Source organism: Methanobacterium spitsbergense, from assembly GCF_019931065.1.
Lineage (GTDB): Archaea > Methanobacteriota > Methanobacteria > Methanobacteriales > Methanobacteriaceae > Methanobacterium_B > Methanobacterium_B spitsbergense.
On the sequence record NZ_JAIOUQ010000009.1, the window covers coordinates 5,999 to 30,463 of the forward strand.

The 24,465-nt window shown below is 32.5% G+C and carries 22 protein-coding genes; 9 read left to right on the forward strand and 13 right to left on the reverse strand.

The features are described from left to right. A partial coding sequence (locus K8N75_RS07895; RefSeq protein WP_223791544.1) for a HEAT repeat domain-containing protein occupies positions 1–424 on the reverse strand: 424 nt, incomplete at its 3' end. A gap of 375 nt (positions 425–799) precedes the next feature. Between K8N75_RS07895 and K8N75_RS07900 the strand changes: the two genes are divergently transcribed. Further along, entirely contained in the window at positions 800–1,735 is a 936-nt protein-coding gene (locus tag K8N75_RS07900; RefSeq protein ID WP_223791545.1) for a hypothetical protein, read from the forward strand. Positions 1,736–1,954: 219 nt separating this feature from the next. On the opposite strand, the gene K8N75_RS07905 is transcribed toward K8N75_RS07900, so the two are convergent. Beyond that, positions 1,955–4,636 carry a U32 family peptidase gene (locus K8N75_RS07905; protein ID WP_223791546.1) on the reverse strand — a complete coding sequence of 894 codons (2,682 nt, stop codon included), beginning with the start codon at positions 4,634–4,636 and terminating at the stop codon, positions 1,955–1,957. A 125-nt stretch (positions 4,637–4,761) separates the two neighbouring features. Here K8N75_RS07905 and K8N75_RS07910 point away from each other — a divergent pair, with 125 nt between their 5' ends. Both K8N75_RS07910 and tsaA read left to right on the forward strand, forming a co-directional pair. Further along, positions 4,762–5,610, forward strand: coding sequence for a UbiA family prenyltransferase (locus K8N75_RS07910; protein ID WP_223791547.1), 849 nt, complete (start codon positions 4,762–4,764; stop codon positions 5,608–5,610). Between the two features lie 57 nt (positions 5,611–5,667). Then, positions 5,668–6,069 carry a tRNA (N6-threonylcarbamoyladenosine(37)-N6)-methyltransferase TrmO gene (gene tsaA / locus K8N75_RS07915; protein WP_223791548.1) on the forward strand — a complete coding sequence of 134 codons (402 nt, stop codon included), beginning with the start codon at positions 5,668–5,670 and terminating at the stop codon, positions 6,067–6,069. A 42-nt stretch (positions 6,070–6,111) separates the two neighbouring features. Here the strand turns inward: tsaA and K8N75_RS14095 are convergent, their stop codons facing one another. Next, a complete protein-coding gene (locus K8N75_RS14095; protein ID WP_420830721.1) occupies positions 6,112–6,729 on the reverse strand; it encodes an MFS transporter in 618 nt (205 codons plus the stop codon). A gap of 23 nt (positions 6,730–6,752) precedes the next feature. Next, the gene (locus tag K8N75_RS14100) at positions 6,753–7,664 is read right to left on the reverse strand and encodes an MFS transporter (RefSeq protein WP_255590874.1); all 912 of its coding nucleotides are present in this window, start codon (positions 7,662–7,664) and stop codon (positions 6,753–6,755) included. 218 nt (positions 7,665–7,882) lie between these two features. Between K8N75_RS14100 and K8N75_RS07925 the strand changes: the two genes are divergently transcribed. After that, positions 7,883–8,785 (forward strand): 3'-5' exoribonuclease YhaM family protein, encoded by a 903-nt coding sequence (locus K8N75_RS07925; RefSeq protein WP_223791549.1) that lies wholly within the window; start codon positions 7,883–7,885, stop codon positions 8,783–8,785. Positions 8,786–9,176: 391 nt separating this feature from the next. Then, a complete protein-coding gene (locus K8N75_RS07930; RefSeq protein WP_223791550.1) occupies positions 9,177–9,842 on the forward strand; it encodes a molybdopterin-dependent oxidoreductase in 666 nt (221 codons plus the stop codon). A gap of 93 nt (positions 9,843–9,935) precedes the next feature. Here the strand turns inward: K8N75_RS07930 and K8N75_RS07935 are convergent, their stop codons facing one another. Both K8N75_RS07935 and K8N75_RS07940 read right to left on the reverse strand, forming a co-directional pair. After that, positions 9,936–10,517: a nucleoside/nucleotide kinase family protein gene (locus K8N75_RS07935; protein ID WP_223791551.1), complete on the reverse strand. Its 582-nt coding sequence runs from the start codon at positions 10,515–10,517 to the stop codon at positions 9,936–9,938. A 50-nt stretch (positions 10,518–10,567) separates the two neighbouring features. Continuing rightward, positions 10,568–11,230 (reverse strand): diacylglycerol/polyprenol kinase family protein, encoded by a 663-nt coding sequence (locus tag K8N75_RS07940; RefSeq protein ID WP_223791552.1) that lies wholly within the window; start codon positions 11,228–11,230, stop codon positions 10,568–10,570. A 216-nt stretch (positions 11,231–11,446) separates the two neighbouring features. Between K8N75_RS07940 and tmk the strand changes: the two genes are divergently transcribed. After that, positions 11,447–12,022 (forward strand): dTMP kinase, encoded by a 576-nt coding sequence (gene tmk, locus K8N75_RS07945; RefSeq protein ID WP_048191347.1) that lies wholly within the window; start codon positions 11,447–11,449, stop codon positions 12,020–12,022. 46 nt (positions 12,023–12,068) lie between these two features. On the opposite strand, the gene K8N75_RS07950 is transcribed toward tmk, so the two are convergent. From K8N75_RS07950 to mcm, 5 genes are all read right to left on the reverse strand, one after another. After that, positions 12,069–12,281 (reverse strand): hypothetical protein, encoded by a 213-nt coding sequence (locus K8N75_RS07950; protein WP_223791553.1) that lies wholly within the window; start codon positions 12,279–12,281, stop codon positions 12,069–12,071. Positions 12,282–12,338: 57 nt separating this feature from the next. Continuing rightward, positions 12,339–13,295, reverse strand: a complete 957-nt coding sequence (locus K8N75_RS07955) for a tyrosine--tRNA ligase (RefSeq protein ID WP_223791554.1) — start codon at positions 13,293–13,295, stop codon at positions 12,339–12,341. Positions 13,296–13,383: 88 nt separating this feature from the next. After that, complete coding sequence (locus K8N75_RS07960) at positions 13,384–14,448, reverse strand: 60S ribosomal export protein NMD3 (protein ID WP_223791555.1); 1,065 nt, start codon at positions 14,446–14,448, stop codon at positions 13,384–13,386. Between the two features lie 79 nt (positions 14,449–14,527). Then, positions 14,528–14,935 (reverse strand): translation initiation factor IF-2 subunit beta, encoded by a 408-nt coding sequence (locus tag K8N75_RS07965; protein ID WP_048191342.1) that lies wholly within the window; start codon positions 14,933–14,935, stop codon positions 14,528–14,530. Between the two features lie 155 nt (positions 14,936–15,090). Continuing rightward, positions 15,091–17,088, reverse strand: coding sequence for a minichromosome maintenance protein MCM (gene mcm, locus K8N75_RS07970; RefSeq protein WP_223791850.1), 1,998 nt, complete (start codon positions 17,086–17,088; stop codon positions 15,091–15,093). A gap of 261 nt (positions 17,089–17,349) precedes the next feature. On the opposite strand from mcm, the gene K8N75_RS07975 reads away from it, so the two are divergent. Further along, complete coding sequence (locus K8N75_RS07975) at positions 17,350–17,784, forward strand: hypothetical protein (protein WP_223791556.1); 435 nt, start codon at positions 17,350–17,352, stop codon at positions 17,782–17,784. A 67-nt stretch (positions 17,785–17,851) separates the two neighbouring features. On the opposite strand, the gene K8N75_RS07980 is transcribed toward K8N75_RS07975, so the two are convergent. Together K8N75_RS07980 and K8N75_RS07985 are read right to left on the reverse strand one after the other, a co-directional pair. After that, positions 17,852–18,466, reverse strand: a complete 615-nt coding sequence (locus K8N75_RS07980; RefSeq protein ID WP_223791557.1) for an RlmE family RNA methyltransferase — start codon at positions 18,464–18,466, stop codon at positions 17,852–17,854. Positions 18,467–18,471: 5 nt separating this feature from the next. Beyond that, positions 18,472–18,993, reverse strand: a complete 522-nt coding sequence (locus K8N75_RS07985) for a metallophosphoesterase (RefSeq protein ID WP_223791558.1) — start codon at positions 18,991–18,993, stop codon at positions 18,472–18,474. Between the two features lie 452 nt (positions 18,994–19,445). On the opposite strand from K8N75_RS07985, the gene topA reads away from it, so the two are divergent. Next, entirely contained in the window at positions 19,446–21,800 is a 2,355-nt protein-coding gene (gene topA, locus K8N75_RS07990) for a DNA topoisomerase I (protein ID WP_223791559.1), read from the forward strand. A gap of 152 nt (positions 21,801–21,952) precedes the next feature. Then, positions 21,953–24,394: a dolichyl-diphosphooligosaccharide--protein glycosyltransferase subunit STT3 gene (locus K8N75_RS07995; protein WP_223791560.1), complete on the forward strand. Its 2,442-nt coding sequence runs from the start codon at positions 21,953–21,955 to the stop codon at positions 24,392–24,394. Positions 24,395–24,465: the final 71 nt, after the last annotated feature.

Sequence of the window (24,465 nt, forward strand, 5' to 3'; positions counted from 1 at the left end):
TTTTGTCTCCAATCCTTCCGAGTGCTGTTATTGCTTCTTCTTGTATGGTTTTATCTGGGTCTTGGAGTGTTTGTATGAGGGGTTCTGTTGCTTGGGTGTCTCCTATTTTGCCTAGTGCTTCTGCTGATCTCCATCTGATTCCTAGTTGTGGGCTGTTGAGAGTTTGTATGAGTGATGGTACTGCTTTTTTGTCTCCAATCCTTCCGAGTGCTGTTATTGCTTCTTCTTGTATGGTTTTATCCGGGTCTTTGAGCGATTGCATTATGTGTTCTGTAGCACGATGGTCTCCTATTCTTTCAAGAGCCATCAGAGCTTCTTTGCGTATATTCTCATCATTATCATTCAATGCATCGATTAAACCGTCAATATCTTCTTTATCTTCCATCTCATCTATCCTATTTTTTAAGAGATTGAACACACGCATTTTTATCACCATAGCTTTGCACAAACAGAAATATTTTATAAAAAATTTCGTATCATAATTCTTATATTTTAAACATTTTTTTTTGAATAAGGGATTAATCACTTAAATTTCAAGATAAACCTTATAATAATTCCTATACTTTCATATATTATTTATTCCACTATTTAATTAAAAATTTCTCATTAAAAAAAATCAAAATAAGTAACACAATTTTTTTAATTATTAATCAAAATTTAATAATTTTATCTAGAAATCTCATAAAAAACTATTTTATTCAATAGTTAAAAGTATATATTAAAACTTTTACATTATACTTTTTATAGAGGTGATACAATCTTTCATAAAAAGAAAATAATAATATTAACAATTTTTCTGATGCTATTTTTTATTGGCAGTTCAGCAGCTGCAAGCAACAATTCAAAAAATCCTCAGATCCATTCTTCAAAGTATGAATCAAACATAGAAATAACAAAAAAAATTCATTCATCAAAAACTAAAAAAATAACACCCAAAGTGCAAGTTAAAACAAGCAAAAATGGATGTTGTTCAGTACTATTACATGTTAAAAAGGGTTATGATGTATTTTCTTTCCGAAGAGATTCTACATACTCTGCAGATATTCATTTTATCCAATTAAAATGGTATGGGAAATATGCGATCAAAGAGTATAAAACTACTAATGGCTATTTCTTTCACACAATAATAGCACGTAATGGTTGGATAGTCTCATCTGGAGGATCAGATATTCCAAGCTTGAATAAAGAACTTGAAAATTTAGCAGGGAGAACTTCAACTTCGGGCCATATAACATCTAATACGGTAAATAAAGCGTATAATATTTTGAAGAGAATGGGAATAGGACACTTTGTAATTAAATCACCAGATGATACGTTAGGTCTTGTTATATATAATGGTGGGAGTGTAAAAAAGACTGTCTTTAAAATGCACGAAGGACAATATGTTAGTGTACCTAATCATCCAGCATATTATAGAAATGGTTACATCTCTACATCTAACCCTGTATCATCAGCTATAAGCTTAGAAACTACAGATAGATGGGGAATTAACAGGCGTAACATAATAACCTATGCAGTAATGAAACATAAAGAAAAAGTTAGCTATTCAACACTGGTTAAAATATGGGCCTCAAATTGCAGAGGTACACCAGATAATATTATATTCAACGGGCATTTAATCAAAGGAAATAGTTTGCCAAGAATTCCCAACAGAAAATATATTGGACAAGTAAATCTAAAAAATAGTAAAATAGCCAAAGACATCGTGTCAAAAGTATTATTAACAACAGAATAAGTTCTGTTAGTTAATATCATTTATCTCCAAGGAAATAATTCTGTGTATTTTTATTTCTTTGTTTTTTGAGGATATTGGTATTGATATAAGTTTAAATTTCTCTATCTAAATCTAACTTTATTAATAAACTGTTAACTAGAATCAAAAATTGATCCAATTAATAGATTTTTTTATTTTTAAAGAATAAACTCTGTAGGTTAAGGAATTTTTAAACTATTCTTACTCTTTAATACCTTTTAAAAAGTTTCCTGTTGTGATTCCCCCCGTAGAAATGATTTTAATCTTAGATTTAAGTCTATTCATATTTTTTCCGGAATTCTCTTTTCTATTGATATATTCCAATCCATTTTTGTAAATTGTTATCATATCTCTTGAATAATGATATGTTTTAGTCCTGAGATCTATAACAATAGAATTAATACCCATTTGAGAAATTTCATGGAGATGATCAATTAAACATAGTTCTACAGAGTTTAGGATATGTGTTCGTCCTTCTAAATCAATCTTTATAGGAAAAATTTGCTTTTTTTCGTCTTGAATTCCCCAAAATTCATTTTCAATATCTTTAATATCTTTTTTTGGAACCAAAGAGAATAAGCAATCCTTTGTAACAAGTGTATCAACATTTCCTTGAACAACCAATTCAAAATTGGTTTTCAAATCATCTAACCTCGAACTACTAATAATCTTTCTTAAATTTTCTTTAGACAGTTCTGCAGAGGGTGTAATGGTATTAAATATTTTTATAAGCTGTAAAACTGTTTGTTTATTCCAGATATTAAGACCTGCAGATCCATATATTACCAAGTTAGGCATAACTTTTTTTACTTCTTCTGCAACGCCTATATCATCAATCATAATACCATGGAAATCTTTTGATAACTGTTTTAAAATTGTATAATATTGATTAATTTGATATTGGTGGGTTATTTGTGGCCATTTCCAAATAAATTCTGTCCTATCTTTTTTACACAATTCACAAATAAGTTTTAAAACCGAAACAACTCTTTCTATTTCTGCTTCATCTATAGAACCATCATACATTGAATTGAGATTTTTGGAATCAGAACATAAAATATTTAAATTTTTAGGGGGAACTTCGAAGTAAATTCTATTGGCCCCGCTTTCCAATGCTCCTTTAACAGTATCCAGACTATCTGCATAAACTGCAAGATCTATCGGTGTATTATCATTATCTATTCCTACAAATTGTTCCATTGAGGAGGATAATAACTTTTTAATATTATTAAACCTTTCACATGCTTCTTGAACATGAGATTGAGAGGGTTTGTAACTTAAAAGAAGTTCAATTTGAGATTTTTCTAGAAATTCTCTTCTGAAATTATTTAATTTACTGAGGGATATGAAAAGATCACCCGGATATTTGATGGAAACTTTTCGAAGGATGAACGGTGTTTTCCCAGTTTTTTGAAGCTGTTTTTCAATTTGTTCGGGATTTAATGGTTTATTAATCGCTTTTTCCATTTTAAAAGATGATTTTAAATGAATTTTACATTTATTATCATTGAATCCTATAAATTCTCCCTCTAAATGTGCTTTTAGATCAGTGTCCCACCACATTACAATATCTATAGGAATTGAAGGACTAGTCCTATTTTTTATAATTTTATTTGCCTCATGATTTAAGGATATTGAACGAGTAAGATACAGCTTTGAACCAGTTTTTACTGGCATTCCTACGTTTAATATTAATTTATCTCCTTTATGCACTGGTGATTTTTCTATGGCCATTCCATATGTTTTAAAAAATTTATTTGTTCTTTTAACCGTTTTTTCATTATTGTCATTAGAATATTTGAAAACAATACCATCGCCTATTTCGAGTTTGTATTTGTTTTTAATACTTATAATTGCTGTCCGAGTTTTTTCATCGTATCTTTGGACTTGTCCGATATAAAGACCCCTATTTCCTGGCGAATCACGAGCCATAACTAATTCTGCACTGTTTTCTGTTAAATATCCTCCAGTAAATTTCCGATTAAAGGCTAATTTCAATTTGGAAATATCATCAGAATTTTGCTTCCAGTTACCAGATGATATTGAGTCAAGAACTTTTCTGTAAATATTTACAACCAATGCAACATACTCCGGAGACCTCATTCTACCTTCAATTTTCAGAGAGTTTAAATTAATTTTTGATATAGTATCTAAATTTTGATACAATGCCAAGTCTCGTGTTGAAAGAAGGTATTTATCCTTAATATCTACAGTATGAAGAGCCAATGGTTTGCCGTATTGGTCAATTTTTCCTGAAAGCAATGTATATTTTTTACGGCAAGGTTGGGCGCACATTCCTTTGTTCCCACTTCTTCCCCCTATAAATGAAGATAATAAGCACTGTCCGGAGTAAGAGTAACATAGTGCTCCATGGCCAAATATCTCAATTTCTATTCCTAGATATTTAGTTTTTTTTATTATTTCCTCAACCTCTAAAATTCCAAGCTCCCGGGATAAAACAACCCTTTTGAAACCGAATTTTGAAGCCCATTTAACTCCAGGAACATTATGGATTGTCATTTGGGTAGAAGCATGAAGATCTAGATCAGGTACTAGTTTTTTTGCTAAACTTGCAACGCCAAGATCTTGTATTATCACTGCGTCGACACCTATTTTATAAAGCCAAATCAAGTATTCTGCAACAGATAGTAACTTTGAATCATTTACAAGGGTGTTTACTGTCACATAAATCTTAACACCCCTAAGTTTTGCATATTCTAAACCCTGTTCAATTTCAGGATCTGTGAAGTTAGTTGCGAATTTTCTAGCACCAAACTTTTTACCAGAAATATAAACAGCATCTGCCCCTGCATTAACTGCAGCTTTTAATGCATCTATTGACCCTGCTGGTGCCAGAAGTTCGGGTATATAATTTTTAGCCATAATTTTTCCTCAGAATTATTATTAGACCTCCGAAGTGTTAAAATTTTTTAATGAAAATTAATGGATAATGATAAAAGCTAGGTCAACAAATCAAAATAAATGTTAAAAGATTCAGGTGTAATAAAATGAATGCATATTTAGAAATACTCAGGCCATTTAATGCCCTTATGGGGGTTATTGCAGTACTACTAGTGGCGATTATAGTTGGAAATTTCACAATTTACGTACCCATAGCTTGTTTTATTGTTTTCATATTTACTGGGGCAGGAAATGTTATTAATGATTATGTTGACCACAACATAGATGCCATAAATAAACCTGAAAGACCCATACCCTCAGGAAGAATTTCTTTAAAAACAGCTGCAATTTACTCTATTACATTATTTATAATATCCACAATTATGGCAGTTATAATTGGTCCTATTCCGGGAATTATCGTAGTTTTAAGTGCCATTTTAATGTTTTTATATGCATACCGTCTCAAAAAATCACTTTTAATAGGAAATTTAAGCATTGCATTTTTAACAGGTCTATGTTTTGTTTTTGCAGGTCTTGTTTTAGATGCAGTTATCATTTCAATACTTCTAGGATTTTTTGCCTTCCTCATGACAATGGCTAGAGAAATTGTTAAAGACATGGAAGACGTTGAAGGAGATAGTGCAGAAGGGGCTAAAACTTTCCCAATTCAATTTGGGATGCGTGCTTCATCTATTTTAGCAGCATTTTTTATGATTTTGGCGAGCATAACAAGTCCTGCTCTTTATTTCATAGGTATTTTTAATGTAATCTATTTAATCGTTCTAATATTTGCAATGGGGCTTTTCATTGCATGTGCAGTTTCTATATTGCAGAATCAGTCAATTGAAAATACTAGAATAGTTTCAAAAAGAATTAAAATCGGTATGGCAATTGTTTTCATTGCATTTGCATTGGGATCACCAATTATACCAAACATAATACATATGATATATTGAAAATTTGAATATTTTAAATTCAGTTAATTCCCTATAAAACTATAAATAGTGATATTTATGGATATCAAACTAAAATCAATAGGAATAATAAACTCTCCCTACAAACTAAAGAACGATTCACCTAGGCAAGGTCGATATTCGGATGAAACCAGTATTATCACGGTTTTCAACGAATTCATAGATGGACTTGAAGGTTTAAAGAATTATAAATATTTAATAATTTTATATTGGCAAGATAGGGCAGAAAGGGATAAATTAAAAGTTTTTCCTCATGGAAAGACAGAAAAAAGGGGAGTTTTTTCAACAAGAGCTCCTGTACGACCAAATCCCATTGGATTTTGTTTGGTTGAACTTTTAAATATCAATAAAAATAAATTAACTGTTAAATGGTTAGATGCATTGGATGAATCTCCTCTTATTGATATCAAACCTTTTTGGAACGAATTAGATTCGATTTGATGAAAGAGTAGATTTTAATTGTAATTTATTCCAGTTGATATTCTATATATGGGAACTAAATGGATCTATTGTATGTTTTCGTTTCTTTTTTTGTAGGGGAATGAAAAGTGATATTATCAAACCAATAAATAATACGAAACTTACAATATTAAATGCAAATTTCATGGTGTTGACTTTTTGAATCTTAAGCATTTTTTGTTTTTCATCAATGTCACCAGGATTTTCAATTTCTAATTTTTCAAATAATTGGTGAACGCCTGTAATTTTCTCAGTGCTTGAAACTGCCGCCTGATTGTTGAAAACCAGACCTAGGCCACTAAAACTTCCTAATATCAATACTACTCCCAATACTGCAGTTCCAAGAGATGAACCAAGATTTATACCTGTGTTCATAATTCCTGATGCATCTGGTTGTTGGTCACGTTTGGCAACAGAGAATATAACGTTAGCTGAGTGGGGAAAGACTATTCCCATACCTACTCCGAGAAGGAATATGCCTGGAAACATGTCCAATATTGTGGTATAAGGATTGAATATTAAACTAAGATAAAGACTACCACTAAGAGCTGATGCTGCGCCAATTGCAAGGATATAACGGGGTTGTATTCTTGTTGAAAGTTTTCCTGCTGCAGAGGACATTATGAAAATTGCAACACTCATGGGGATCAATGATAAACCAGTTGTCAGAGGATCTGCGCCCAGAACGCCCTGGAATAAACTGGAATAACAAATAAAACACCACCTATTGTGAAGTTCATTATTAACCTTGCAATATTTGCAAGAGTAAAACCACGATCTTTAAACAGGGAAACATCAACTAAAGGTTCTTTATTCTGTTTCATCCTACTTTTCTGATTAAAGTAAAAAATTATCATTAGAATTATTCCAATAACAATTGGGTATGGGGCAATATTCCAAGTTTGTGGATCGTTAAGTAATAAAATACCTATAACAAAGAGAAATATTCCCACGGAGGAATTAACAGCACCAACTAAATTTAACTCTCCCCATTTCATTGTAGGAGGAAATCTTGTTATCTCCCTTGAAAATAGGACAATAATAATTATTACAATCAACTCCAATCCAAATGCATATCTCCAAGTGTAAAATGTTGTTAAAAAACCACCAATAATTGGACCTACTGTTCCTGCACCAGAGGCCATTGAACTTGTAATTCCAAGTGCGAATGCCCTTCTTTCACCATCATAACTTCCAGAGATGATGGAAGTTGTTGCGGGCATCATGAGTGCTGCTCCAATTCCTTCGAGTATTGACCAGCCAAACAGTAGCATATAACTATTAATACTGAGAGCGGCTATTATGGTTCCAACACCATAGATTGTAGCCCCAGTAAGAAATGTTCTTTTTCTCCCAAGTATATTCTGTAAACGTCCACCAATAAGCATTAAACTTGCCATGGTTAAGGAGTATGTAGCAATAATTATCTGGATCATCCCAATATTCGTATTCAAATCTCTTATTAGGGACGATATGGCCACATTCATGAATGTTTTATCAATAACAATCGTGAAAATTGAAAGAGTTACAATTATAAGAGTTAACCATCCTCTTTGAGTATTCAATTCTTGATCCAAAAATTCACATCCAAAACATTTTGAAGTTGAAATTGTAAATAACTTTAAGATCTGTAGACAATTATAACAAATTTTCAAATTAGAGTTATATTATTATATTTACAATTATTTTCACATAATATTTTCCAAATAATGAGAATTTCAAGTTAAAATAGCAAACAAATAAATCTAAAGATTAAAAATAATTATAAATAATCAAAACCAAGGGAAGTTTAATAATGTCTAAAAAAGAGGAAGATTTTATAGAAAATTTAAATTTATCAAGGGATATATCATCTGAATTTGCTATAGCAGAAAAGATCATAAGAACATCTGCGAAGGGACGAAAATACATTGATATAACTATTGTGGATAGAACTGGTCAGATGGATGGGCGAATGTTTCCCCATCCTATAGAAGTTGACTCTGTTCATGATTCAATAAAACTGGGCAGTGTTTGTAGAATAATGGGGAGAATTAGTGAATTTCCAAGTGATTCTGGAAAGTTCAACATGGTTATTAATGTGTTAACGGAATTAGATGATGATGAATATCAACTTGAAGATTTTGTAATGGCATCCGAAAATAATACAGATGATTTAGTTGGTGAGATCAGGAGAACTATAAAAGATATGAAGGATCCTCACCTAAAAAATCTTTTAAAATCCTTTTTCTGCGACAAGAATTTCACAGAACTCTTCTATAAATCACCTGCAGCAATTGTACATCATCATAATTATGTGGGTGGCCTTTTAGATCATACAGTTGAAGTTCTCAAGATAAGCAGAACAGCATGTGAAATATTCCCTGATCTTAATCAAGATTTACTATTCTGTGGTGTGTTATTACATGATGTTGGAAAGATAAAAACTTATACCTATGGAAATGGGCCTATTAGTATTTCGGAAGAAGGAGAACTACTTGATCATATATATATTTCTTGTGAAATGGTTAAAGAAAAAATGGAAAAACTAGATACACCCAAAGAACTTTCAAATCAAATTATGCATATGATATTGAGTCACCATGGGCCAGTTAGTCTCGGATGGGGGTCTTCAATTGATCCTAAAACACCAGAAGCCAAAACTCTCCATTACTCCGACGATATGGATGCTAAGATTAAAGAAACCTTTCAAAGATAATAAAATATGTTTATTTAAATAAATATTTTTTTTAGGATCTATTAATTTTTATATTTACTTTATTTTGGATTGAATTTCAAAAATAGGTGTAATATTTAAGAAAAAAATTGGATTATACTAAATTTTATCTAAATATACCTCATAACTTTTCATTATAATTTATGATAAGACATACACTTCAAGTGTAAAAAAGAACACTTAATGCATAAAATTTTCATTATAAAAACCATATTATTAGTGATAATTTTAATTGAAAATATAATAAAATTTGATCATAATACAATATTTTAAAAAAATTAAAGTAAAATATACAACAAATATAACAATTGAAATTTAACGAGAATTAATTACATTGAATCCAAGATATTTAGATTTTAAGGAGTTTATTTGTATGGACAAGAAAATTATAATATTACTTGTAATACTAATTGCTGCTGTTGCTATTTTCGCTGCTTTCGAGTTACAAAAAGATAGAACTGTAAAACTGAGTGGTGTAGAGATTAAGAATTATCAAGGTCAGAAACTGTCATCTGTAAATGATTTTCGTGAAAATTCCATAAAAGGCCCTCAATTTATTAATATAACAAATTATCATTTAGAAGTAACTGGATTAGTACAAAATCCAAGAAATTATACCTATGATGAAGTTTTGAACCATACCTCCTATGAAAAGGTTGTAAAATTAGACTGTGTTGAAGGATGGGACGTAACAATATTATGGCAAGGACTTCTTGTATCCGACCTTTTGAATGAAGCAAAACCCTTACCAAACGGAAATACGGTCATATTTTATGCATACGATAATTACACAACTTCATTTCCAATTAGTTATCTTAACAATAACCAGATACTACTGGCTTATAAAATGAATAATGTAACTATTCCTCCTGAGAGAGGATTCCCATTTATGCTTGTTGCAGAGAGTAAATGGGGTTATAAATGGATAAAATGGGTTACAAAAATTGAAGTATCCAACAACTCCACATACAAAGGTTACTGGGAAATTAGAGGATATTCTGATGTTGGGGATATTAACCAAAGCTATTTAGGGGGTTGATCAACTAGTTGAAGATAAACAAATAAAGAATACATTTTATCTTAGGAATACTCACCCACATTTGTAATAATTTCAATATTGGATACCGCTTTTTTATTTATGAGATAATATTTCATTATCTAAACGATCAAGAATTTTATTTATCTCCAATTGTGCTTGTTCAATTTTTCTTCCAGTATTAATGATATGCCAGTTTTTTGCTAGCTCAATTGCTTTGCCCCTTACTTTAATAAGGTCATTTAAGTTTTCAAACATTTCGTGTTCATTTCGTTTTAACAACCTATTAAGGAGTTCATCAGGTTCAACATCTAAAAAGAACATGTAGTTTGAAGTTGGAAGTATTGTTGAAAAGAACATGTATAACAATTTAGCAATAGGGAAAGGGAGATATGCAACTCCCATCAAATATCGTACCATTATAACAGTTTCAGCTTTTCCATGATATTTTCGAACAGATCTTAAAACATCAAGTGTATAGTACATAGATGCTTTTATATGATTAATTTTTCCATGACCTAAAAGTGCTTTTTTAGCATTAATCCCATAGGCATTATCTTTTGATGGATGTGTACGTACAATAACTTTTTCCCCCTTTGCAAGATAGTATTCTTGAATTAAATTTGCATGGGTATCTTTTCCTGAACCATCTAATCCATCTATTATTATAAAACGCATTTATCTACCTCATTTTTTAATGATAATTTTACAGAAACAGAGTATACCCATTAAAATACAATCAATGTTAACAGTAAATATGTACCAACTGCAGAGAAACATGCTGTAATATTGTCCAATCCTTTAGGTGTTATCCCTTCAAATATTGTTGCTACCAATGCCACTACGGGTATAATGGCCATAGTTGATATGGAAACATTGTAATATACCAGTACTATTTCTAACATTGCTATTAGTACTAAAAACATTGCTATTGAACCTTCAAAGCTTTTTCTATCACCAAATATTTTGTATTTATGTTTGCCAAAATTTTCACCAACTAATGCTGCCATACCATCCCCATAAGACATTGCAACTATTCCAACTGCAATTATCCATGGTTGATTAAAGAAGAAGAATGCTAGAATAGTCCAAGATATTGAATAATAAACAAGTCCAAGTCCATGTCCCGAAGAAGATATCTGGTCATTCAGTTTAATTGGAGAATAAGGACTCATTAAAAATGTTAAAAATATGAATGGGGCGGCAGCAAGAAAAGTGATTATAAATTGACTCGTGAAAAGGGGTAATATGAAAATTACATTTCCAACCATTATATGAAGGAATTTCCTGCTAAATGTTGGATACTTTTTCAAAAATCTTTCAGATATAATCAGTAATATGGCTATGTAACCGTAGACTAATACCAGCCCAATAATGTCATTCGATATCATGTCATTTATGAAGTTCTTTTATGTATAAGAGAATTTGGATTTGATTCTGGGTATGTTAGTTTCAAAAATGTCAAAAAATCTTACAATTACATTAAATTTAGATTTTAGAGAATGAAGTTTCAATATTTTATTTTTTTTCAGTTTTGATTCAGAGTAACAGCTTATAAATGGTTATAATACTAAATTTAGAATTAATAATTTAGGAGATATTGTGTTATGTACATATGTTTAGAAGGAATTGATGGATCAGGCAAGTCAACACAAATAGAATTACTTATGAATTGGCTTAATGAATGTGGACATGAAATATTAAGGGTTTTTGAACCAACAGATTCTCAAGCAGGTAGATTAATACGTAAAATGCTTCAAAATCCAAATGCAACTAATGAAAACTTCCAGAAAACACTTGCACTCCTTTTTGCAGCTGATAGAATTATTTTAATGGAAAAAATACAAGAAGCTGAAGACGAAGGCAAAATAGTTTTAAGCGATAGATGTTTTTACTCAAGCATTGTTTATCAAAATGGAGCAGAATGGATTAAGGAGATAAATAAATTTGCAAAAAAGCCAGATATAGTTTTGTTAATGGATATAGAACCTGAAACGGCCATTTCACGATGTGAAGGCAAGGATAGATTTGAAGATGTTTATTTCTTAAAAAAAATTAGGAATAGATATCTTGAACTTGCAGATAAAGAAGATTTTATGGTCGTCAACGCGAATAACGGTTTAAACAAAGTTCACGACGATATAAAAAGAGTTATAGCCCATAAGTTGGGCATGTGCATCTAAGAATAAAATTAATAAATAAAAGTAAAAAGAGCTATTTTTCTTTATATTATCTTTTTTCAAGTTCTTGAATTCTCTCATTTAATGCTTTTACAATATAATCACGTGCATCTTCAAGATCTTTAATTTCTCCCTGAAAAACAGGCCCTGCATCTGTCTGTTTGACCTCTAAATTATAATTTTCCATTACATTAGCAATAATCTGCCCGGTAACACCTGGTGGAATCCTCATCTCAAATTTTTCAACTTTCTCTTTTGCCATTTATTTTCCCTCCAAGATTATAATCATTATCATATTATTTCAATCAAATTACTAACTCTATTTAAGGTATTCTCTTACAGGTTCCAAAATTTCTATTAAACGTTTTGAAACAGAATTTTTCAGATCAAGTGGATGAAGTTCTTCCTTACTGTACATATCCAAAAGCTCATTGTAACTAATTTCAAGGTTTCCCCCAAATTTATCAGGTCTTTCTATTAGAAGTGTTTTATCTTCTGAAAATATGAAATGGTCCGCAATTTCAATTACAGGATTTCCCTCAACAATTCCAAGCGGACAGTAACTCTTCTGGAGCTTCATTTTAATAACATCTGGTTTATCATCAATTGCAATATAATTTTCTTTACTAGACGACATTTTATCTGAGCCATCTGTTCCATGCAGTAATGGTGTATGTATACATACTGGTGCTTCATAGCCCATTCTAGGTAGACTTTCCCTTGCAAGCATATGAATTTTCCTTTGTTCCATGCCTCCCAGTGCAAGATCAACTTCCAGAAATATCATATCAAGAACTTGCATAAGTGGATATATTACTTCTGCTACCTTATGATCTTTACTGTCCCTTGTTATCTGGGCCATACTCCGTTTTGCACGTGTTAAAGTTGTTGAAAGTGCAAGTTCGTATACTTTGTAGGTATAATCCTCTTTAGTCTGGTAACTTGAACCAAATATGAACTCTGTATCTTCAGACAATCCCAAGGCTCTGAAACATTTCATATTGTACTTTGATATTTCTTCAATTTCCTCAAGACTTCCTTTACCATTCAAGTATGCATGAAGATCAGCTAGAAGGATTTTAACCTTAAAACCTGCATTTTGAAGGTCTATCATTTTTTTCACAGTGATTGCATGACCTAAATGAACATTTCCTGATGGTTCGTATCCAATGTAGGCTACTGGTCTATCTTTATTGAGTTTTTCTTTGAGTTCTTCTTCTGTCACCACTTCGAGAGTGCCGTTCTTAATGTTTTCCATCTTAGAGTCAAGGTCCATATTATCACCATGATTGATCTTAAATAAATGTTAAAATATAGATATTTAGAATTAAACTGATTATCTAGTTTAGACTATAAAAGCATTTTTAGTTGGCATTATTTTTATATTTCCCAAGGATATACAGAATTCCTTCAATTTCAAGAACTTTAACTTCAGTTCCAATTTCTAAGTCCGATATCCTATCATTAATCTCTATATCAACTGGTTGGTAAGTTTCAGGGTGAAGTACTTGTATAAATTTAGGTGTTTTAGATGTGATACTGGTTATTTTAATATCTGAACTTCTTGCAATAACTTTGATCCTGTTGTATTCCTTCCACATAACCGACCAAATATTGGAGGATTCAAGATCCTTAAGAAGAATTTTTCTCCCGTCAAAACCTTTAACCTGCCCTATATGGCCTTCATATTTTATGAAATCGCCTTGTTTGAAATTAGGTAATCTTATAGATATCCATATCCTGTACAGATCTTTTCCACGGGATTTGTCCCTTCCAACTAAACGTGGTGATTCCTGCATAACTCCACCCATCACATCCTTAATAGCGCTTGAAAGTTTTCTTGCAGCTTTATAAGAACCAACATAATAATCTACACCTTCTTTAATAACCGATACGTCTGAAATATATGCCATTCTATTTTTAACAGATAATGCGCCAGTTTTTGTCCTTATTATGTCGTCAATGGTTTGAAGTTCATCAGAAGAAGGAAATCTTTTATCTGCACGGATCTGAATAACAGATTCAAAGTAGCCAGAAGCATACCTACTGCAATCAGGGCACATACTCCTCTTTATTTTAACATTTACTCGATGATCCTCAGATACACTTATCCCCATAATAGTTCCATTTGCATGAACCATGCATTCATAGTTAGAACCTTTGACAGTTAATATGTCAACTAACAACTCTAAATTATCAACATAGTTGGGTGTTTCCACGTTTTCTATTACTGCTATTTTAACAAGATCTTCTTCTGCAAGTTCAGAATCTTCCCATTTAATGCCTTTTAAGAGAGAATTGCAGTGTGCACAGATAGTTATTTCAACATCAGAAGGGATGTTTATGAGCTGAGCTTCTTTTACAAAACAAGACTTGCAGATCCCATTGTATAAATCTTCATCTTCGCTACCACATCTTGGACAGAACATTGTTACACTTTTAAATTTAATTAGAATTTTATTATAAAAATTTATAAATAAAATAAAAAAGAAGAAGCTTTTAACTTCTTTAAAGGGTTTTTAAAGGTGCTTTGGCACCACAGGCCTCACATTTAAGTATGAAAATCCTATCTTCTCTTATTATCTTTGTATCTGGCCTGTTACACTCATGACACATTATGAAACGTTTAACATAATCTTCTATCTTATCATTAATAAGGTAGTGTGTGAACTTACCTTGAAGAATAGCTCTTGTACCTTCAAGATTCCCTGCAGTTCCAAGTTCCCTTAAAAGAAACTTTAATACATGTTGAGGGTCTCTGTTGAGGGCTTCTGTTACCTCAGTGAAGTTCTGTATCATTGTCCTGTTTCCCTGAATCATGGAATAAGCATTTGGTACATTAAACCTCTTGGTTTCTTCCACCTTTTTAGGGAGCTGTTCAATTGCCCTATCAAGTAATTCATTATAATCAGCCATTTTATTACCTCCTTTTAAAAATCCATTCAAGATTTTTAGAATATTTATTTTATTATATAACAACTTCTATGAGTTTTAAATTCTTAATATTATATAAATAGTGATTGTATAGATTGAATATTAAATATAAAATTCAGGAACTTCTACTGAGGTTCCTAAGCTATTTTATAGTACCCCTGTTGAGGTTCGAATATTATTCCTTTCCTTTTGAGTATTTTTATAATTTCTTCAGCCTTATCTTCACTCATATTGTATCTGTCTGACATTTCAGTTATAAGTATGTTTTTTGGTGTTCTTCCACCATATTCTTCTCCAAGTTCACCAATTATTTCGGTTACTAAACGGATTTTATCACGGTCTGATTTAGCTGGACGACCTTCAACCTTGTCAATATCAAGTTTACCAGTTTCTGGATCGTATCCTACCTGTTTCATACACTTTTGTTGTATTGTAATTGCCCTCTGGGCATCTGCACCAGTTACTTCAGTACCCAACCTTATCCTTGAACTGGCCTCAGAAAGTCTGATAAGAGCCTCAAGCTGACGAGCAGTTATGGGTACAGGTGAATCTTCTTCTGCAGCTCCACCCCTCATACCTACGTAAAACTCTTGAAGCACAGCTGTAGCATCGTCTGTAAGTTTAGGGCTTACTTCTCTTCTTGCATATGCAATATATTTCCTAAGAAGTTCTGGTTCAATTTCGAAAGGTATGGATGTATCTTTATGTATTCTAAGTATATGGGCTGCAAGTTTTGTGTCTCTTTCAACGTCTGGTTTATCCTCAACAACAAAAATAAGATCGAATCTTGATAAAATTGGTGATGGGAGATCTATCTGCTCTCCAATTGATTTATACTGGTCAAAACGTCCAAATTTGGGATTGGCTGCTGCTAATACAGAACAACGGGCATTCAATGTTGCCATTATACCTGCTTTTGCAATGGAAATTGTCTGCTGTTCCAGTGCTTCGTGGATAGCTGATCTATCTTCTGACCTCATTTTGTCGAGTTCATCAACACATACATTACCACGGTCCCCTAAAACAAGGGCTCCTGCTTCAAGCGACCATCCACCAAATTCGTCACGAACAGCCGCGGCTGTGAGTCCAACACCACTGGTACCTTTTCCACTTGTATAAATTCCACGTGGAGCCAGTTTAGAAACATACTTCAGCATCTGGGATTTACCTATACCGGGGTCTCCAACAATTAGAATATGAATGTCTCCCCTTATTCTGGTCTTGTCTTCAAGTTCCTTTGGAGAACCTCCAAAGAGTTGAAGTGCAATAGCTTCTTTAACTTCATGATAACCCTGTATTGAAGGTGCTGTTGAGTTTATTATTTTATTATAAACATCAGGATCTGCAGCAAGTCTTTTAATTTCCTCTTCATCTTCTTCACTTATTTTAAGTTCTTCAAATTCCTGTTCAAGGGGTTCAATATAGTTTCCATAAATATAATTTTTGAAACGTTTAGTTTTTTCATCCCTAACAGTTTTCATAACACCTGTTATCTTAACAATATCTCCGGGAGTTAAAGAGTCTACAAGATCGTCTTCCATAACAACAAGTATCTGTTTGGGCTCTTCACCACCTGAAAGATTTTCTAGGGGTTCCTGAAGTTTAGTTGTCTGAGTATCCATGAACTCTGATTCTTCCTGAAGTAACTTGAATGATCTACCACCACATTCTTGACACAGAGCTGGTTCGTTTATCATATTACTTGTCTGAGGCACTTCCTGGAGTCTCATACAGCTTCTGCATTCAAATAATGCATTAACTATCCTAGGGCGGATTTCATCAGTTTTACGAACAATTCCATCTACTGCAACGAATTTACCAATATATTTACTTCGTAGAAATCTGAGCTGTATATTATTTCTTACATTCTCAAATCTAATGTGTAAATCTGCATTTTTACCCAGTGGATCTATATTCTTAATGGCTTTCTGTGAAGCGTCAATAACTTCTTCTGGTTTTTCAATTAAAAGATCTGCAAGGTCAGGATCAAACATCTCTAGCTCAGAATAATCTATAACCACAGATCTTTCGTCAGGGTATTTTTCGAGAGCTTCAAAGACTGTATCTTTGTATTTGGTGCTGAAAAACTCTTCAAATTTTGCAACTGAAGCTTTAGCTTTTTCTGTAGATGTTATTGATGGCATTTAGATAATATGCTCCTTTGTATTTCATAAAATTTAGGTTAATAGAATTAATAATCCACATAGAATATATAGTTTAAAAATTGGCTAATCATACTATTAAATTTAACAAATTAATATATGGGATACACTGATAATAAATGATCATTCATATGATCTATAAATTACATTCTGATCATTCATATTAAAATCCTAATAAAATATTGGGATTCACTTTGAAATGATGGATTGAATTCTTATTTAAATGGTGATAAAATGAAAAGATCAAGATTAAACTTATTTAAAGCAACTTCTATGAGCATATCAGTACTTGGAATCATAATGATTCTTGGAACAATAGCTGTCTTTGTTTACATAGGTGTTTATTCGATTGGGAACACTATTAACTCTGATGTAGGTAGTGGAACAGCTTATGATCAACTTGCAGTGCTAAAATCAGATTACAACACTTTAGAAGGGCAGTATTCTGGCCTTAAGACTAATGTTGATGCATCAGGCAATTCTGATGTAAAAACTGCTTACATAAATGCTCAACTTGAACTTGTTAAGGCTAAAGCTGCAATTGATGATGTTGACAGTGCATTAGCTTCGGGTAAATCTAAAGAGGAAGTGCAGAAAAGAATAAATGCGGCACAAACTCAGCTTAATGTGGCTAAAACTAGTTTAAGTAATGTTAGGGGTATGATGTAAATATTGTTTAACTTGTTATCCCCTTTTTAATGTTTTATACGATTTAAAATATGTTTTCTTATATTCATCAGAACATTCTTTTGAAACCCTTGGCAACAATGTACATTTCAACACTTCCCTTTTTAGATGAAGGGGGTTTTGTGGTTTTAACGGTTTTAAAACGTTCTTTAATATTTTTCACTATATTTTCAAATTCTGCTCCTTGAAATGCCTTCAAAACAAAATTTCCACTATGCATTAGAAGATGATCGCATACTTTTAATGCATTGTCTGCCAGATCAGCAGATCTTAGATTATCCATATCTTTAATTCCAGATAATTTAGGGGATGCATCGGAAATAACAACCTGAGCCATTCCAGAAATGAGATCCTTAACTTGTCCTAATATTTCTTCATTTGTGAAGTCGCCACGGATTGTATAAAAGTTTTCATCATCTAATGGTCTTATCCACTCAAGATCTACACCAATAACCATACCTTCTTCTCCAACTGCTTCAAGAGCAATTTGAGACCAGCCACCAGGAGCAGCTCCTAAATCGACTACTTTATCTCCGGATTTAATCACTTTAAAACGTTTATTAAGTTGTAAAAGTTTGTAAGAGGCTCTAGATCGGTATTGTTCTTTTTTAGCCATTTTGTAGTAATGTTCATTTTTCCTTTCTGCATTCCATTTTTTGCCCATATTATTCACCTCCCTTTGAAATTAAGTGATTTACATGTAGAATTTCCTATTTTAATGATTTCTGCTTCCAAACCATTTTCATCAACTTCAACTAACATAACAGATGGATCTGTCATTCTTGGAACAGTTGGGCTTCCAGGATTTAGGAGAATCATTTTATCAATTTCTTTAATAAATGGCACATGAGTATGTCCTGTTATTAGTACATCTACACCCATTTCAAGCCCTATGTATTTAAGTTGTTGAGTATCTCCTCTAGGATAAACTTCTCCATGGTCAATTCCAATTTTAACATCATCGACTTTAATAATCTCATTTTTTGGAAATTTCAAACCATACATCCGGTCCATGTTGCCTTGAACACACATTGTAGGTGCCAAATTCTCTAGCTCATGAAGTACAGTTGTTGAAACCAAATCCCCTGCATGTAAAATGAGCTCTACATCCTTAAATATTTCAAATACTGCTTCAGGAATGTTAGTTGCTCTTTCAGGAATATGGGTATCAGATATTACGCCTATTAACATGTATATCTCCCCTAATTTTCTAAGGATATAAAAATTATATTTATTTATTGTCAGCATTTCAAATATTTGATTAATTCAGGAGATTCAATAATTAAATGATTTAAATAAATCTTAAGTTATCTTTAGTAATATTTAATAGTATTAAATATCGTTATTTTCAATATTAGAATTAGTTTTCAATCAACTGTCCTTATGTACCTTGTAAATGTAATTATTTTGGAATTTAATTGTTTGGCCTACAAGTTTATATCACACAAAAATATTTGTCAGACAACACAAATGAGATATATTATATATATGTCCATGCTTTTAAATATACAAAGTCTACATTATTAAAATTATTAATAATATATGGATATTAAATTGTTGATAAGGATCTATGTAGGATATTTACACAATTATACGTTAATTAAATCTTAAAATTATTTTAAACAGTTTGTACGAGTGATATAATGCACGAAGTCATAATATGCGAGAAGCCAAAGGCATCTGAGAAGATAGCTTCTGCTCTTTCAAAAAATTCAGTTAAAAAACGTTATAAGAAGGTTTCATATTACGAGTTTGAAGAGAATGGTAATAAAACCACTGTTCTGGCCGCAGTAGGACATTTATATTCACTTGCACCACGAAATAAAAAACAGGCTAGATTATTTGATGTTGAGTGGGTTCCACTCTATGAGAAGGATAAACAGAAGAAGTATGTTAAGGATTATGTCGATGTCATAAAAAAGGTATCCAAAAATGCAGATAAATTTGTTCATGCCTGTGATTACGATATAGAAGGTACTCTCATAGGTTATAATGCTTTAAAATATGCTTGTGGTGAAAAGAGCTTTGATAATGCTGTTAGGATGAAATTTTCAACCCTCACAGACGAAGATATAACTGCCGCATATAAAAATCCAATGGATATAGACTTCAACCAGGTTGACAGTGGTATTGCAAGACATGTTCTTGATTTTCTCTTTGGAGTAAATATATCCAAATCTCTAACAGATTCGGTTATGAAAGCCACTAAACGTTACATCCAGCTTTCTGCAGGCCGAGTACAAACACCTACATTGGCTATTCTTGTTGAACGAGAAAAAGAGATTCAAAAATTCATACCAGAACCATACTGGATGATCAAAGCTGATCTCGAAGTGCCGGGTATAGCAGAAGGAATCACAGCAGATCATAAAGCAGGTAAAATATTTGATAAATCTGTTGCAGATGAGATATTTGCTGACTGCGAAGGTAAAGATGCATTGATAGACAGAATAGATCTTAAAGAAACTGTCAAAGCACCCCCATTTCCATTTGATTTGGGTTCATTACAATCAGAAGCATACGCAGTTTTTGGATTCAGTCCTAAAAAGACACAACAGATAGCACAAAATCTTTATACAGAAGGTTATACTTCATATCCTCGTACATCTTCACAGAAACTACCAAAGAGTATTGGTGTAGATAAAATACTGAAAAAATTGAGTTATAATGCATCTTTCAAACATCAAGTTGCTAAACTGAAAAAACCCTACAAACCAAATGAAGGAAAGAAAACAGATGAAGCACATCCTGCCATACACCCAACAGGAGTTATTCCGAAGGAGTTAACAACCGATTATAGGAAACTTTACGAACTCATAACATATCGATTTATATCTGTATTTGGTGAAAACGGAATTTTAGAATCAATGAAAACCAACCTTAAAATTGGAAATCAAGATTTCAACTTCTCAAGGAAGAGAATGGCAAAAATGGGATGGATGGATCTAACTCCATTTAGAAAACCAGATGATGATGTTTTTCCAGTAATAAAGGAAGGTGAAACACTTGTTGTTAAAGATGTTCGAAGCGAAGAAAAGGAAACCAAACCGCCTGCAAGGTACAACCAGGCATCTCTCATAAGAGAGCTTGAGAAAAGGGGTTTAGGAACCAAATCAACAAGGGCAAATATTATTTCTATTTTATACAATAGAAAATATGTTGAAGGAAAGAAAATAAAGGTCAATGAATTAGGAGAACATCTTATAGATACTCTGAAAGAGTACTCAAACAAAATAACAAGCGAAGAACTTACAAGAGAGTTTGAAACTAGACTTGAAGAGATCATGGGAGGCAGTGTTGATAAAGAACTGATTATAAAAAAAGCAAAGGTTGAGCTTACATCCATACTTGATGATATTGAAAAGAACAAACTTGTAATTGGTGAAGAACTGTATAAGTCTTACAGGGAAAGCAGAGTGGTTGGAAAATGTAAATGCGGTCAAAACCTCATTTTAATAGATTCTCCTCGAGGAAGTACTTTTGTGGGGTGTTCCGGATATCCTGAATGTAAATCTACATATTCGATGCCAATGGGTGCTAAGGTTCTTAAAGCAACTTGTGAAGAATGTGGACTCCCTCTAATTTCATTTGGTAAACCAAGACAGAGGGCGTGCCTCGATCCCAAATGTGGTAAAGACGATCGAGAACCTACCAACGAGGTAGTTGGTACATGCCCAGAATGTGAAAGCGATCTAATAAAAAGATCAGGGCGATATGGAGAATTTATTGGTTGCAGTGGATTTCCTAAGTGCAGATTTACCAAATCATTAGATGAGAAAGAGGGTGAACAAAAAACATCAACTGCTAAAAAAGCCACAGGTCAAACTACTGTTAAAAAAACTACTAAGAAAACTACTAAGAAAACTACTAAGAAATCTACTAAGAAATCTGCTAGAAAAACTAGTGCAAAAAAACCAACTAAGGCTGCAACAAAGAGAAAACGTGCTAAAAAAACAGCCAAAAAGAAAGGAACACCTAAAAAACCCAAACAAACTTAAAAAATTCTTTTCTTTTATCATCAAAGCTTATTGTATTGTGATGGATTATCATTTGGAATTATTAATTCTTATAAAATCAAAAAATATAATTGTTAAGTATACAAATCAATGAATTATAACAAAAATGATCATGTAATATACAGGAGATAAATATGAGTGCAAAAGAACTGCTATTCAAATATAAATCATTGATTATTATTATTCTATTGTTTTTATTGGTGTTTTCCATCAGAGCAGAAGCAGCAAATATAGGGGGTGTTCCTGATCAGATGAAATCATACTATCAGGATCAAACAGGACTTCCCTACTTCAGTGAGATGGATTCATACTACAACTTTAGACTTACTCAAGATCTTGTTAATCATGGTTATCTGGGAGATACTAAGATAAACGGAACCCAATGGGATCTTCATTCGTCATACCCTGCAGGAAAAAGTGCAGAATATCCTCCATTAATTGCATATCTAACAGAAATAGGATATGTAATTGTCAATATATTTGCTAAAGTGCCATTGGCAACTGTTAGCTTCTGGATAGGGGCTTTCATAGCTTCTCTGGCAGTGATACCTGCATATCTATTAGTTAAAAAAATAACTAATGATTATGGGGGAATAACAGCAGGATTACTTGTGGGTTTAGCACCATCATACTTTGCACACACATTCGCAGGTTTCTTTGACACAGACATGTTTAACATGCTTATACCGCTACTTGTTGTAATGTTCTTCGTGATGAGCATTCTTGCAAATAACTTTAGAAATAGAACCATTTACGCGAGCTTAGCAGCTATTTCAATGCTTATATTTACATTGGCATGGCAGGGATGGTGGTACATTTACTACTTAATTATTGCAAGTGCAGTGATTTATTTAATAGTAAACAAGTATATATTCCATTTGAAACCTAAACAGTCAACCGAAGGATTAAACGGCAGACTAGCATGGTTCAATGACAAACCTGAAGTTTTCTCCTTGATCGTATTTCTGATCTTAAGCATGATATTGATGGCAATATCTCTTGGAGTTACTGGCCTTTTGGGAGCATTAACCGAACCTATAAATGTAAACCAACTTCAAGCAGCAGTTCAAACAACCTCATATCCAAACGTTTACATATCGGTATCAGAACTTCAGATACCAGGAATATCTGAGATAATAAATGGAGTTGGTGGATATTTACCATTTTTCTTCGGATTTTTCGGAGTAATTGCTCTATGTTTGAATTTAAGAACCAAAAAAGAGAAGAAGGAAGTACCTGAGAAAAAAACCAGAAAACCAAGAAGAAGAGGAAAACCTAATCGTAGAAGAAAAGAAGATACGGAAACTAAAGCGGAAAAAGTTATTATTAAACCAGATATTGGAGATCAAAAAAGGAATTATATTTTCTATATCATACTCTTCACAATATGGCTTTTAATAACTATTTATGCCATGACTAAAGGTGTAAGATTCATAGAAAACTTCTCTCTTCCAATAGCACTCAGCGCAGGTATTTTTGTAGGACTTCTCTATGATTATATAAAAGACCATGTTTCAAACACTTCATATCAAACAGTTGTAATGGCAATAATTGTGATTGTAGTTGCATTTTCGCCTGTAGCAACAGCTTATGGGATATCAAGCGCTGTTGTACCGGGTACGGATGATTCAATGGTTAATTCACTTGAATGGGTTAAAAATAACACTTCGAATAATACAATTATTACCTCTTGGTGGGATTATGGACATTTATTCACTGCTGTAGCAGATAGGCCTGTTACATTTGATGGTTCATCCCAGAATAGTCCAAGAGCATATTGGGTTGGAAAAGCACTTTTAACAAGTAACGAAACACTTTCTGCAGGAATACTTAGAATGCTTGCATCAAGTGGAGATATGGCTCCACTTATCCTAGATAACTATACCAAAAGTAGTGGTAAGAGTGCAGATATTCTTAGCAGTATCCTTGGTGTTGATAAACAAACTGCATTAACAATAATGACCACAACTTATGGTTTAACACCAGAACAGGCACAAAATGTTGTTCAGTACACCCATCCGGACAACCCAACGCCAGATGTTTTAATTACCAGTTCAGACATGATTCAAAAAGCAGGCTGGTGGTCTTACTTTGGTAGCTGGAATTTCACATCCAATAATGGTACTAACTACCAGTATCTAACAGCGCAGATGAATAGCACAACTGTAAATAATAAAACACTACTCATCGGAAATAATGCAGTTGTTGCTCAAGCCAATGGAACTAGCATATCTGCAGGATTAGTTAACACCAACAATATAAAAACCAACGATACAAATCAAATATTGAACCAAATATCAACAGAACTCACAACAGGAAATGGTAGTTTAGTAATCCAACCTCACAAACTAACTATAATTAGCAATGACACCATAACACAGACAGTAGTATCAAATTCAAGCCAGTATTCAATATTACTGATCAATCAAAACAACACATACATCTCTGTTGCAATGAATAAAGAACTTGAAGATTCCATGTTCACTAGACTTTTCTTTATGGGTGGTGCTGGTTTAACCCATTTCAAGTCAATCTATGGTCAGCCGGGAGTCATGGTTTGGGGTGTAACTTACTAATACCCCTTAATAATTTTTTATTAATTCAATTTTTTTAAAAATCTCCAATCAAAAACTTTTTTTAAGTGGAA

What these genes read in the sequence shown, in the direction of transcription:
- K8N75_RS07925 (WP_223791549.1), top strand. Translation starts at nt 7,883, where the DNA reads ATGTCTAAAAAAGAGGAAGATTTTATAGAAAATTTAAATTTATCAAGG.
- K8N75_RS14095 (WP_420830721.1), bottom strand. Translation starts at nt 6,729, where the DNA reads ATGAGTGTTGCAATTTTCATAATGTCCTCTGCAGCAGGAAAACTTTCA.
- K8N75_RS07975 (WP_223791556.1), top strand. Translation starts at nt 17,350, where the DNA reads ATGAAAAGATCAAGATTAAACTTATTTAAAGCAACTTCTATGAGCATA.
- K8N75_RS07930 (WP_223791550.1), top strand. Translation starts at nt 9,177, where the DNA reads ATGGACAAGAAAATTATAATATTACTTGTAATACTAATTGCTGCTGTT.
- K8N75_RS07955 (WP_223791554.1), bottom strand. Translation starts at nt 13,295, where the DNA reads ATGGACCTTGACTCTAAGATGGAAAACATTAAGAACGGCACTCTCGAA.
- tmk (WP_048191347.1), top strand. Translation starts at nt 11,447, where the DNA reads ATGTACATATGTTTAGAAGGAATTGATGGATCAGGCAAGTCAACACAA.
- K8N75_RS07995 (WP_223791560.1), top strand. Translation starts at nt 21,953, where the DNA reads ATGAGTGCAAAAGAACTGCTATTCAAATATAAATCATTGATTATTATT.
- K8N75_RS07985 (WP_223791558.1), bottom strand. Translation starts at nt 18,993, where the DNA reads ATGTTAATAGGCGTAATATCTGATACCCATATTCCTGAAAGAGCAACT.
- K8N75_RS07910 (WP_223791547.1), top strand. Translation starts at nt 4,762, where the DNA reads ATGAATGCATATTTAGAAATACTCAGGCCATTTAATGCCCTTATGGGG.
- K8N75_RS07960 (WP_223791555.1), bottom strand. Translation starts at nt 14,448, where the DNA reads ATGTTCTGTCCAAGATGTGGTAGCGAAGATGAAGATTTATACAATGGG.
- K8N75_RS07935 (WP_223791551.1), bottom strand. Translation starts at nt 10,517, where the DNA reads ATGCGTTTTATAATAATAGATGGATTAGATGGTTCAGGAAAAGATACC.
- topA (WP_223791559.1), top strand. Translation starts at nt 19,446, where the DNA reads ATGCACGAAGTCATAATATGCGAGAAGCCAAAGGCATCTGAGAAGATA.
- K8N75_RS07905 (WP_223791546.1), bottom strand. Translation starts at nt 4,636, where the DNA reads ATGGCTAAAAATTATATACCCGAACTTCTGGCACCAGCAGGGTCAATA.
- K8N75_RS07965 (WP_048191342.1), bottom strand. Translation starts at nt 14,935, where the DNA reads ATGGCTGATTATAATGAATTACTTGATAGGGCAATTGAACAGCTCCCT.
- K8N75_RS07980 (WP_223791557.1), bottom strand. Translation starts at nt 18,466, where the DNA reads ATGGGCAAAAAATGGAATGCAGAAAGGAAAAATGAACATTACTACAAA.
- K8N75_RS07940 (WP_223791552.1), bottom strand. Translation starts at nt 11,230, where the DNA reads ATGATATCGAATGACATTATTGGGCTGGTATTAGTCTACGGTTACATA.
- tsaA (WP_223791548.1), top strand. Translation starts at nt 5,668, where the DNA reads ATGGATATCAAACTAAAATCAATAGGAATAATAAACTCTCCCTACAAA.
- K8N75_RS07950 (WP_223791553.1), bottom strand. Translation starts at nt 12,281, where the DNA reads ATGGCAAAAGAGAAAGTTGAAAAATTTGAGATGAGGATTCCACCAGGT.
- K8N75_RS07900 (WP_223791545.1), top strand. Translation starts at nt 800, where the DNA reads ATGCTATTTTTTATTGGCAGTTCAGCAGCTGCAAGCAACAATTCAAAA.